Source organism: Mariniradius saccharolyticus AK6 (genome assembly GCF_000330725.2).
Taxonomy (GTDB): domain Bacteria; phylum Bacteroidota; class Bacteroidia; order Cytophagales; family Cyclobacteriaceae; genus Mariniradius; species Mariniradius saccharolyticus.
Genome location: NZ_AMZY02000011.1, coordinates 259,285 through 269,779 on the forward strand (window position 1 = coordinate 259,285; position 10,495 = coordinate 269,779).

General features: G+C 45.3%; 12 protein-coding genes. 4 read left to right on the top strand and 8 right to left on the bottom strand.

Annotated features, from left to right (window positions below; all coding sequences use genetic code 11):
* Positions 1 to 70: 70 nt before the first annotated feature.
* Both C943_RS12560 and C943_RS12565 read right to left on the bottom strand, forming a co-directional pair.
* The gene (locus tag C943_RS12560) at positions 71 to 1,075 is read right to left on the bottom strand and encodes a radical SAM/SPASM domain-containing protein (RefSeq protein ID WP_040480524.1); all 1,005 of its coding nucleotides are present in this window, start codon (positions 1,073 to 1,075) and stop codon (positions 71 to 73) included.
* A 71-nt stretch (positions 1,076 to 1,146) separates the two neighbouring features.
* Positions 1,147 to 2,088, bottom strand: coding sequence for a fasciclin domain-containing protein (locus C943_RS12565; protein WP_008628340.1), 942 nt, complete (start codon positions 2,086 to 2,088; stop codon positions 1,147 to 1,149).
* Positions 2,089 to 2,301: 213 nt separating this feature from the next.
* On the opposite strand from C943_RS12565, the gene gldB reads away from it, so the two are divergent.
* Positions 2,302 to 3,303, top strand: coding sequence for a gliding motility lipoprotein GldB (gene gldB / locus C943_RS12570; protein ID WP_008628342.1), 1,002 nt, complete (start codon positions 2,302 to 2,304; stop codon positions 3,301 to 3,303).
* Here the strand turns inward: gldB and C943_RS12575 are convergent.
* From C943_RS12575 to nth, 3 genes are read right to left on the bottom strand one after another with little or no spacing between them, the layout of a single operon-like run.
* Complete coding sequence (locus C943_RS12575) at positions 3,272 to 4,498, bottom strand: glycosyltransferase family 4 protein (protein ID WP_040480526.1); 1,227 nt, start codon at positions 4,496 to 4,498, stop codon at positions 3,272 to 3,274. The genes gldB and C943_RS12575 overlap by 32 nt on opposite strands.
* Positions 4,495 to 6,276: an asparagine synthase (glutamine-hydrolyzing) gene (gene asnB / locus C943_RS12580; protein ID WP_008628346.1), complete on the bottom strand. Its 1,782-nt coding sequence runs from the start codon at positions 6,274 to 6,276 to the stop codon at positions 4,495 to 4,497. Before asnB ends, C943_RS12575 begins: the two co-directional genes overlap by 4 nt.
* A gap of 5 nt (positions 6,277 to 6,281) precedes the next feature.
* Complete coding sequence (gene nth / locus C943_RS12585; protein ID WP_008628349.1) at positions 6,282 to 6,968, bottom strand: endonuclease III; 687 nt, start codon at positions 6,966 to 6,968, stop codon at positions 6,282 to 6,284.
* Between the two features lie 91 nt (positions 6,969 to 7,059).
* On the opposite strand from nth, the gene C943_RS12590 reads away from it, so the two are divergent.
* Positions 7,060 to 7,938, top strand: coding sequence for an alpha/beta hydrolase (locus tag C943_RS12590; RefSeq protein WP_008628350.1), 879 nt, complete (start codon positions 7,060 to 7,062; stop codon positions 7,936 to 7,938).
* 58 nt (positions 7,939 to 7,996) lie between these two features.
* On the opposite strand, the gene C943_RS12595 is transcribed toward C943_RS12590, so the two are convergent.
* Entirely contained in the window at positions 7,997 to 8,230 is a 234-nt protein-coding gene (locus C943_RS12595) for a hypothetical protein (RefSeq protein ID WP_040480575.1), read from the bottom strand.
* Positions 8,205 to 8,807: an RNA polymerase sigma factor gene (locus tag C943_RS12600; RefSeq protein ID WP_008628354.1), complete on the bottom strand. Its 603-nt coding sequence runs from the start codon at positions 8,805 to 8,807 to the stop codon at positions 8,205 to 8,207. Before C943_RS12600 ends, C943_RS12595 begins: the two co-directional genes overlap by 26 nt.
* Before the next feature lie 395 nt (positions 8,808 to 9,202).
* Between C943_RS12600 and C943_RS12605 the strand changes: the two genes are divergently transcribed.
* Together C943_RS12605 and C943_RS12610 are read left to right on the top strand one after the other, a co-directional pair.
* Positions 9,203 to 9,556, top strand: a complete 354-nt coding sequence (locus C943_RS12605; RefSeq protein WP_008628357.1) for a DUF3127 domain-containing protein — start codon at positions 9,203 to 9,205, stop codon at positions 9,554 to 9,556.
* A 161-nt stretch (positions 9,557 to 9,717) separates the two neighbouring features.
* A complete protein-coding gene (locus tag C943_RS12610; protein ID WP_008628360.1) occupies positions 9,718 to 10,173 on the top strand; it encodes a hypothetical protein in 456 nt (151 codons plus the stop codon).
* Here C943_RS12610 and C943_RS22225 read toward each other — a convergent pair.
* Positions 10,170 to 10,319 carry a hypothetical protein gene (locus C943_RS22225; RefSeq protein ID WP_008628362.1) on the bottom strand — a complete coding sequence of 50 codons (150 nt, stop codon included), beginning with the start codon at positions 10,317 to 10,319 and terminating at the stop codon, positions 10,170 to 10,172. The genes C943_RS12610 and C943_RS22225 overlap by 4 nt on opposite strands.
* Positions 10,320 to 10,495 lie beyond the last annotated feature (176 nt).

The window sequence follows — 10,495 nt, forward strand, 5'->3', positions numbered from 1 at the left end:
TAAAATTTGCGTAAAGATAATTATTCCGTTCGGGATTGAAATAAGCATTCCGCCAATTTCAAGGCTTATACTATTCCGTACAATTTTGACAAATATCGATTTGTTTGCGGTTCTGTAGCAGCATTTTACGGAAATTTTGGTATTTGGAATTTGACCAAATTGCTGGAATCGGTTGTTCTGCAAGCTTGCCCATGGTGTATTTTCCATCTTTGTCAAAGCAGCAGGGAAGCATCCTTCCATCCCAAGTGATGACGGCACCTTGCCACATCCGCCAACATTTGTTTTCGATGGTCTTTTTGAGTTTCCATTTTCCATTGGCAGTTGGAATGTACCTTGAGTAGTTCAGGTCTTTGGGTATCAGATCCGAACCATCTTCAAAGTCGTAGATTTGCGTGGTTTTCAATTGTAGCTCATCCACACCGATGGTTCTTGCCCAATCCTTCAAGGCAGGAATTTGCTGCTCATTTTTTCCGGTAACAAGATACTGAAGCACTATCCTTGGGTATGTATTTTTGGTTTCTCTTCGTCGATTCAAGAGCAAAGCAAGTCCTTTCTGGACTTTCTCGAGCTTTCCGCCAATGCGGTAATCCTGATAAACCTCTTGCGTCATGCCGTCCATCGACACGATCAATTGCTTCAATCCTGATTGGAGGATTTTGTCAACATTGTCTTCGTGGATGTAGTGGGCATTGGTGGACGTAGCTGTGAAGATTTGGTTTCGGTCAGCTAGACTTACCAATTCCAAAAATTCAGGATGGAGAAATGGCTCTCCCTGAAAATAAAGGTGGAGGTAAGTCAGGTAGTCTTTACTTTGTTCGATCGCCTTTTCGAAAAGCTGTTTGGAGAGCATTCCCGTAGGACGGGTGAAGCTGCGCAAACCACTGGGACACTCGGGACAGCGTAAGTTGCAACTTGTGGTGGGTTCAATCGAAAGCGTGGTCGGCTTTCCCCAATGGATCGGTTTACGGATGATTTGGCTGAGCTGGAAAGAAAAATAAAGGAGCGTGAAGTTGTAGAGTTTCTTCAAACTCAAGTATCTCAACCAAGCAAGTCCCGTGTGCCACAGATTTTTCACAAAATGAAATAACCAAGAATACGGTTAAAAAAAAAGTGCCGGACCTAAGCCCGGCACCCATTTGAGGTCAATTATGGTAGCAATACTTTGTTAATTGCGTGGATCACGCCGTTGGTTCCATGGATATTCAAAGCTGTAGGGACAAGGCCTGAATCGTTGATTCTCAAGTTGGCGAGGTCAACGGTCAGGTTTTCACCATTAAGTAAAGTCGGCAATGATGCCCCTTGTCGCAAGTCTTGGGAAAATGCCCTTGCAGGTACGACATGGTACAACAGTACATTGGTCAAGGTCTCCAATGGAATCTCATCGACGGAAGTGACGCCAAGTGCGGTGTACAAATCTTGGAATGCTTGGTCAGTTGGTGCAAAAACGGTCAGGTCGTCTTCGATTCCGCCTGTGAACGCATCCACCAAATCAGCCCTTACCAGTGCAGCGACCAACTGAGTGAACTGAGGCGCCGAGGTAGAAGTTGCTGCTGCTGTTGCAATCTGGGCAATGTTTTGTGTTGGAGGAGTGATGACATAATCCAGTACGTGGATGACACCATTGGAAGCGCTGATATCTGTCTGTACCACTTTAGAGGATCCATTGATCCAGATTCCTCCGGTTGGGTCGACGCTTACATAAAAGGGCAAATTGGCTGCGGTCGTTACTTTTCCTGGAGCGACTGCATTTGATCTTACTTCTGCACCCAATACGTGGTAAGTGAGCACAGTTTCCAATTGGTCAGAAGCGAGCAAATCATTTGCAGAAAGGTTGTTGTCGGACAAGAAACGCCCAAAAGCGTCATTGGTAGGGGCGAAAACTGTGAAAGGCCCAGTTCCGCTAAGTGTAGGCACTAAGCCTGCAGTCTGGACAGCAGCAACAAGTGTAGAGAAGTTGTTGTTGGCTGATGCTACATCCACGATATTCGGTTGTGGGATAGGCTCGTCTTCATTACAAGAACTAAGGCTGAGGGATCCAGCTACTAGGGCTGAGAGGAACATGCTGTTCCAAAGTGCGGTTTTTTTCATAATTATTGTTGGTTTAGATGAACAAGAAACACCCTAACAACAGACTGATTATGAAATGGTTAGTCTATTCGAGAAGAAATGTTTAAATATGTAAACAAACGACTTGAATTTGTGTCTGATTCACCATGAGTTTCGTTTTCGTTGAAAATTAACTCCCCCTCCCTATTTTTTGTCAAATCCTCGTAGTTTTATCCCTTCGATTTGAGCATACCTATGAATAAATCCTCTTATTTGCTGATTCCAGTATTCTTGCTTGCCTTGTTTTCCTGTAAAAAAGAAGATCCGGGCTGCATCATGGATGAGGAAATTCTTTCCAAACCGCTGGACCTGAAAATAGAGCGGTTGGAGGATGAGTTTTTTCAGGCAAAAACCGCCTCGGATTTTCTTTTTTTGCTTGAAAAACACCCTGAGTTTGCAGAGAGTTATCTGTCGGTCTCAAGCTATCCCAATAAGGATAGCCTGGCGGAAGAGCTGGTCGAAATCCATCGCGACACCTTGCTGCAGGAACTTTATCAGGAAGTGAAGATCAATTTTGCCGAGATCGACTCCTTGGAAACGGAGCTCAAGCAGGCATTTCAGTATATCCAATTCTATTTCCCTGAGTTCAAGGTGCCCAAGGTCTACACATTCGTGAGCGGCTTTGGTTCGGATATCTATCTGGACAAAGATATACTTGTGATCGGCCTGGATTATTTTTTGCCAATCACCCATAGGTTTCAGCCGCCCGATTTGCCACAATACATTACCGAACGCTACCAAAAACCCTATATCGTGCCGATGGTGGTGACGGCGATTTCAGCAGCCTTTAACAAAACGGATTTGGCACAAAACAACCTATTGGCGGAGGTGATCTACTATGGCAAATCCTATCATTTTACAAAAGCGATATTGCCCTGTACTTCCGACGAATACATCATCGGCTACACGATGGACCAAATCAGGGCTTGCTTCGACAACGAGGAGTTGATTTGGTCCCATTTCGTTGAGAACGATCTGCTGTTTGAGACCAATCCTTTTGTGATCAGAAAGTATACCGGCGAGGCGCCCGCTACCGACGAAATCAGTCCCGATGCACCCGGTCGCCTGGGGAGATGGTTGGGCTGGAACATCGTGGATGATTACGTTTTCAACCAAAATGTAGGTCTCAAGGAATTGATGGAGGAAACGGATACCGAAAAAATCTTCAAGCTGTCAGGATATAAGCCTCGTCGCTAGTGGATTTGCCAAATCGCTCGGGATAGAGTACCGCCAGAAGTTTTTGCACAGCAATCTTATGGGAAAAATATTTCTCTGCCAGTTCCCTTGCGTTTTTTTGATATTGGGCCAAAAGCCTTGGGTTTTCCGAAATCGCCTTTAACTTTTCAAATGATTCCTCTGGCGCGGAGGGATTGAAGTAAATGCCCAGGTTGTGGTTTTTTACCATTTGGTACACCCAGCCTTTGTGGTTGACCAGGACGGATTTGCCCGCGGCGATCGCATCAAAAAACTTGTTGGGGCTGTTGGTTTTCAGCACAGGGAGGTGCGCAAAGGAAACAAATGCCATATCAGCTACTGAAAGCAAATCCCGGACTTTCTCCTTATTGCCAAAGGGCAGGATGGTGAAATTCTTCAACTTTTTGATTTTGACTTTGTCTTGGAGACTTTTCAGTCCCGTGCCTTTTCCCATGACGACAAATTGGTAATCCAATCCTTCACTCGCCGCCATTTCAGCCAACATCAACAGCTCATCGACTGCATTTACTTTTCCAATTGCCCCGGCATAGGCAATGGTAAATGCCGAGTTCAATCCTAAGGAATGGAGGGTGGTCTCGCTTTTCTTCGCCGTCGTTTGGAAGAAATCCGTATCAGCGAAGTTTGGAATGATGGAAACCTGCGAATCCGGACTCTTTTCACGGATCGATTCAGCAATTCCGGGCGAAAGCGCCACGATCTTCAATGCGTGACGGTAGATTTTTTTTTCAAATCGAAAGAGCAGTTTTTTCAGGATCGGACTTTGGATTACACCGACCTGGATAGGTGCATCCGGCCAAAGGTCGCGCACCTCGAAGATATAAGGGAGCGCCAAATTCCGCTTTGCCCATAGCCCAATCCAACCCGTAGTAAGGGGTGTCGAACTGATGTAGAGGAAATCAGGACGCGGCAATTTTTTGATCAAGTTTTTCGCTTTCCATGCAAACAGCCAAAAGGAGAAGACTCTTTTCAGAAAACCATACTCTTGCTGGTAGCTTACCGGGAGATAATGCACCCTGATGCCATCTATGATTTTGAAATCGTAATAGTTTTCGGCATGTGCCGTCAACATATCTACCTCTACACCTGCAGCAGCCAAGCCTTTGGCGAGATAATAGGAGCGCGTCCCACCGCCCTGCGAAGGTGTCACAAAATATTGGTGAACGTAGATAATTCTCATTTCGGATGCTTCTGTAGCCAAGTGGCCAGTACAAACCAATTCCAAATCAGGAGGATATTGGTTTCGATCAATGATTCTGGCTTCCGCATCAAGGTACGTATTTCGGAGTTAAATTGATTTCCCCAAGTTGATTCCATCTCACTTATTGGGCGAAAAATAAACTGCCGAAAATCCCCATCGTCCATCCATTCCTTTATCGGCATTCCAAAGCCAAGTTTTTTCCTTTTGGAGATGGCTTCCAAGCCACGGGCATTCAGCATGGCTTTAAGGTTTTTCTTGCCCATGTTTTTTCTAAGTTCTTGTTCTGAAAGCCCGTTCGCGTAAGCAATCAAATTCCAATCCAAGTAGGGTGCTCTCCCTTCGATGCCATGGGCCATACAGGCATTATCGTGGATTTTGAGAATGTCATTGACCAGGTAAAACTGGCGATCAAAACCCAAAGCCCGCTTCAAATCGCCATGTTGTTCTGGAAAATACTTCGCAAACTCTCCTAAATATTCCTTGGGAATCGGACGGAGGGCTGCCATTTGAATAAAGGTGTCTGCGGGGGATTTTTCGAGCGAGGCTGAGAATTTTTGCGCTGCCTTCATGCCAAGGGTTCCCAAAATCCTGCCACCAAGGGCCGTTAAGGTCGGATTTTTCAGGTATTGAAGGAACGCCTTGTGCCTGTTGTAACCGCCAAAAAGCTCGTCTGCACCAGCCCCGGAAATCAGCACATTGACTTCCGAATGGATTTTCTTTGCGATATACCAAGTCAGAAATCCAGCTCCGTCTCCGACAGGTTGGTCTATGGACAGCACATACTCCTGCCAATTGGACATCAATATTTCCTTTGTGACTCGGATACCTTCGAACTGGCTCGGATACCGCTCGCAGAGTAATTGGGCATATTTGTAATCCGAGAAATCATTGGTGAGATTTTCCTCAAAATGCACGGTGAAAGTCGGCAATTTGGTCCCCGTTTGTTCGTACCAAAGCGCATAGATGAGGCTACTATCTACTCCGCCACTGAGGACCATTCCGGCTTGCCGGTCAGATTGGAAACTGCGCAGGATGGATTTGCGGAGTTCAGATTCCCAATTTGAAGCCTCGTTGGAAAATGACTCTGGAAAATCGAAGCTTGCCTGCCGTAGAAGGTTTCCTTCAAAATCCAAAACCAGCACCTCACCTGGCAGCATTTGTCTGACATTTTCGAAAAAACTTGAATCAGGCCAAGAAAAGCGGTAGTAGCTGTAAGGTAGAAACTGGTTTGTATCGATTTCTGGTTGGGATTCCAATCCGGCTAAAACGCCCCTCGATTCAGAGGAAAATACCCAGTCTTTTCCTTCCTTGAAATAATGCAAGGGTTTTTGTCCGGTAGGGTCTCTGGCGATAAGGATTTCCCCTTTTTCCAAATCAACAAAAACCAGCGAAAACATTCCATTTAGTCTTTCGAGACCTTTTTCTCCATGGACCTTTAGCCAATTAAACAGGACTTCCGTATCGGATTGGGTTTGGAAGCTATATCCTGCTTTGATCAATTGCTCCCGTAACTCGAGGTAGTTGTAGATAGCACCGTTCCATGTCAGGATAAATCTGCCGTCGACAGACTTCATCGGCAGAGAGGCTTTTTCGAAGAGGTCCAGGATCTTCAGTCTGTTGGCGCCAACCCAAATGTTGCCTCCGATCTGTTCAAATCCGCTTTGATCAGGGCCACGGTGATGGCTAGCGGCCAGCATTTTCTGGATGCGGCTTTTTCCCGAGGGTTTGGAATCCAAGATCAAGTGAATGCCGCACATACAAGCTAGGATTTGGCTTCGGCAATGGTGTCTCCAGCACCTAAAACCGAGGCGTGGTTTTTCTCGAAATACCTGCAAAGACTTTTGATGCCACATTCCGGGCATTTTGGATTTCTCGCTACGCAAACATACCGTCCGTGCAGAATCAGCCAATGGTGCGCGATGTGCACATGCTTTTTGGGAATGTGTTTGATCAACTGTTTTTCGACCTCGAGGGGCGTTTTGGCATTTTGGTTGACCAAACCTAGCCGCTTGGAAACGCGGAAGACATGGGTATCGACAGCCATATTGGGTTGATTCCATACGACTGAAGTGATGACATTCGCAGTTTTTCGACCCACACCGGGAAGCTTGACCAATTCCTCTACCGTGGAGGGTACCTCACCGTTGAAGTTTTCGACCAGCATTTTTCCCAATCCCAGGAGGTGTTTGGTCTTGTTGTTGGGGTAGGAGATGCTTTTAATGTAGGGAAAAAGCTCGTCAAAATTTGAGGCCGCCAAATGTGCTGGCGTGGGAAAATCCCTGAAGATAGCTGGCGTGCTCATGTTGACCCGCTTGTCGGTACATTGTGCGGAGAGAACGACCGCCACAAGCAGTTGGAAGGGGTTTTCGAAAACCAGTTCCGTTTCTGCCACAGGCATATGCGTGCTGAAATAATCGATCAAAGCTTGGTAGCGTTCCTTCCTGAGCATCGCGGTTACTTTTTGAGATTGGTGTTTTTACTGATTCAATAATAACAAGCTTTGCTTACTTTCGTTGTTGATTGGTAAAATTTAAATCCATATGAAAGTACTGAGTTTCTTTAGGTATGCATTGGCTTTGGTCATTTTTAGTACTTTGGTTTTTTCATGCTCGGATCCCGAGCCGCCAGTACAGGAGGGTTTGGATCCTGCAAAGGCGCATACAGAAGTCGATTTGTCATATGGTACCGACCTTAGGCAAGTGATGGATGTTTACCTTCCCGCCAACCGGGACAAATCCCGCACAAAAGTTTTTGTATGGATTCATGGCGGTGGTTGGATTGATGGGGACAAAAGCGAACTGCAAGCTTTCAAGCCATGGCTGGAAGAAGCCCAAGACGATTATGCCTACATCGGGATCAATTATCGGCTGTTCAATCTGCTTGGGAATGCCAATCGGTTTCCGACGCAGGAAGAAGATGTGAAAAGTGCCTTGGCATTTATCAAGTCAAAGTTGGAGGAATGGGATTTATCCGAAAACTTGGTCTTGGCGGGTGCAAGTGCGGGCGGGCATTTGACTTTGCTGCACAGTTACAAAAACAACAATGACGGATTTGTCAAAGCCGCTGTGGCCTTTTTTCCGCCTACGGAATTGAGGAGTTTTCATGGGAACAGTCCGCTGAATAAACTTTTGCTCGAAAACCTGCTTGGCGGAACGCCCGAAAGCGTCCCTTTGGCGTATTCCAATTCCAGTCCCTTGGTGTTTGTGAAAGAAGGAAGTGTCCCAACGGTTTTTTTCCATGGAGATGCTGATACGGTAGTACCGATAGCGCAAAGTAAAATCCTTGAAACAAGGCTGGTTGCCAACAATGTGCCGCACCTGAAAGAATACTTGCCAGGGCAGGGACACGGATTTGACGAGGCGACCTATAAGAGATTGATTGGCTTGACGGAGGATTTTCTGAACGGGGTGTTGCCCTAAAATCAAAAAACCTGAAAGCCAGTCGACTTTCAGGTTACCTTGTTGAAGTTTGAATGATTCAAACTTTTTCGAGTCCCGTAGATTTGGCATTCCAAAGGATGCCCTTTACTACTTTTTCGGAAGGTGTTAGGACGAGTTGGTTCAATTGGTCCAGCGTGCTCAGCATATCCAGATACTCTTGCATCAATACGTCATCGTAGTGCAAGGCCTGCACGACCAACTCGTTTTCACCCTCGCTCATTTCCTGATAGATGTATCTTAACAGGTCATTTGGGGTAAAAGATTTTGTCATAGGCAACATTTAATTGTTTCAACTTTTTACGCATGTTTATCAAAGCGTACCGCATTCTTCCCAGCGCAGTATTGATGCTGACGCCGGTCTGTTCGGCAATCTCCTGAAAACTCAAATCCATGTAATGCCGCATGATGAGCACTTGCTTTTGGGATTCGGGCAGTTCATCGATCAGCTTCCTGACCAATTCCACAGTATCCTCTTTCACGCGTGCATCTTCGATGCTTTCCTCGGCAAACTTGAGGGTGTTGAATACATTGGACCCGTCTTCCATGATGATGGTCGGATACCTTTTGCTCCTTCGGAAATGGTCGATGGCTAAATTGTGCGCTATGCGCATCAACCATGGCTGAAATTTTCCCTCTTCGTTGTAGCCGTCGGCGGTTAGGGTGTGCACTACCTTTACAAACACATCCTGTAATAAATCCTCCGCAATCGCTTGGTCTTTTACTATCAGGTAAATCGTGGTGTAAACCCTTGACTTGTACTTTTCTACTAGCTTTTCAAATGCTGCCTCACTTCCACTTCGGTAAGATGCGATCAGTTCGGCATCGGTAGGATTAACCCTATTGCTCATACAAATTGACTTTAAAATAACGTAGAGGTTCAGGCCATAGTATATGATTAGGGTGAAACAATTAAAGAATTTAAATCAAATGTAAAAATTCAACATATTCGACGCAATAGCTTATGAATTTTTTTGTTAAAAAATCTTAATAAATAAAGAAATTAAAGTATGAATTGCACTTTACTAGTAAAAACATGAAATTTTATTTGGACGAAGTGCAAATATGGAGATGAAAAAGATTCTTCAGATGATCCTAAAACGCTTATACTGGCACTTATTGTATCGGGTTGTGGGAATTTTTCGAATAAATCGACATTCGAATGCTTACAACAAGAAATTTGCCAAAAATCGGGTGATGTGCTTTTTCGAATTTTATTAACTTGGACGCTCAATATCACAAAAAAATGGAAATAAGCGGAAAGATCGTCCAAATTTTGCAGGAACAAGGTGGGACATCCTCAAGAGGAAACTGGAGAAAAAGGGAATATATCATTGAAACAGGCGGAAACTACCCCAAAAAAGTCTGTATGGTCGCATGGGGAGATGATATCGACCAATTTAACCTTCAAATGGGAGAACAGGTCACTGCCTCTATCAACCTAGAAAGCCGTGAATACAATGGCCGCTGGTATACCGATGTAAAAGTATGGAAAGTTGACCGCGGCAATACCCAAAAGCAGGAATCCCGTAAGCAGGAACAGGTTCCTGACGTGACGACATTCTCCGATGACAGTTCGGATGATATGTTGCCGTTTTGATGGCAATTCACTTTCCATCATTTTACCAAAGCCAATCGAATCAGTGCCATCAACGGGAGGATTTTTCTAACCTGTGAGGTCAGGATTTGTGTAGCAAGGCATCGTGATTTCAAAGGAAAAAGTAGGAAACACAGGATTTCGACAACAAAGATATCAAGCCTATGTGGGAGGATGACAACGATAGCGAATGGGATGAGAGCGATGAAGAGGAATTCCAACGCATGAAGCGGAATCGCTTCCAACATCCGCTGATGCAGAAAGCCCTCGAGATCATCAAGCTGACCCAAGCAATTGTCGGTTCACTGGATGAGGCACGGACTGAGCTTTACGGTGGGCAAATGATGGAAAGCGCCATGATTTTGGCATCCAAATTTTCAGGCGCGGAAGCTATGGAAAATTACGTCCATAAAATGGAAAATGCCGTCCAGATGAAACTCCATGCCCGAAGTCTCTCATCGATGAGTTACCAACTCGCCTTGGAAGGCACACATGCCGAGGAACATCTGCAACTCCTTCGCGATGGGATAGAAGATTTCCGAAAGCTTTTTGTCACATGGGTGAAGGGATTTGACAAAAGCAAGCGGGAGGACGACGGCTGGGGTGTATTTATGGACTAGCGCACGGACTTCCCAAATTCGAAGCCCAGGATTCCTCCCAAGACCATCAATGCGAGGGTTATTCCTCCAAGGAGCAATAGAACGCCCAAGGGCATTTCCCATGTTTCAGAGCCTATCTTGAAGCGGATGATTTTTTTAAAATCCATGGACAAAGGTAGCCAAAATGGGAGTCCCGAGAAGTGCACGAACCGGAAAAACCCACATTGGTCTCAAATCCCTTTTGAAGAATCAATCAAATAAGTGCAAAAAAAAGGCATATTACTGGTAAATAGTTGGTAAAACCTCTTCAAAGGAGCTGAATTACAATTACTTACAAAGGGTT

What these genes read in the sequence shown, in the direction of transcription:
- C943_RS12565 (WP_008628340.1), bottom strand. Translation starts at nt 2,088, where the DNA reads ATGAAAAAAACCGCACTTTGGAACAGCATGTTCCTCTCAGCCCTAGTA.
- gldB (WP_008628342.1), top strand. Translation starts at nt 2,302, where the DNA reads ATGAATAAATCCTCTTATTTGCTGATTCCAGTATTCTTGCTTGCCTTG.
- C943_RS12575 (WP_040480526.1), bottom strand. Translation starts at nt 4,498, where the DNA reads ATGAGAATTATCTACGTTCACCAATATTTTGTGACACCTTCGCAGGGC.
- asnB (WP_008628346.1), bottom strand. Translation starts at nt 6,276, where the DNA reads ATGTGCGGCATTCACTTGATCTTGGATTCCAAACCCTCGGGAAAAAGC.
- nth (WP_008628349.1), bottom strand. Translation starts at nt 6,968, where the DNA reads ATGCTCAGGAAGGAACGCTACCAAGCTTTGATCGATTATTTCAGCACG.
- C943_RS12590 (WP_008628350.1), top strand. Translation starts at nt 7,060, where the DNA reads ATGAAAGTACTGAGTTTCTTTAGGTATGCATTGGCTTTGGTCATTTTT.
- C943_RS12595 (WP_040480575.1), bottom strand. Translation starts at nt 8,230, where the DNA reads ATGACAAAATCTTTTACCCCAAATGACCTGTTAAGATACATCTATCAG.
- C943_RS12600 (WP_008628354.1), bottom strand. Translation starts at nt 8,807, where the DNA reads ATGAGCAATAGGGTTAATCCTACCGATGCCGAACTGATCGCATCTTAC.
- C943_RS12605 (WP_008628357.1), top strand. Translation starts at nt 9,203, where the DNA reads ATGGAAATAAGCGGAAAGATCGTCCAAATTTTGCAGGAACAAGGTGGG.
- C943_RS12610 (WP_008628360.1), top strand. Translation starts at nt 9,718, where the DNA reads ATGTGGGAGGATGACAACGATAGCGAATGGGATGAGAGCGATGAAGAG.
- C943_RS22225 (WP_008628362.1), bottom strand. Translation starts at nt 10,319, where the DNA reads ATGGATTTTAAAAAAATCATCCGCTTCAAGATAGGCTCTGAAACATGG.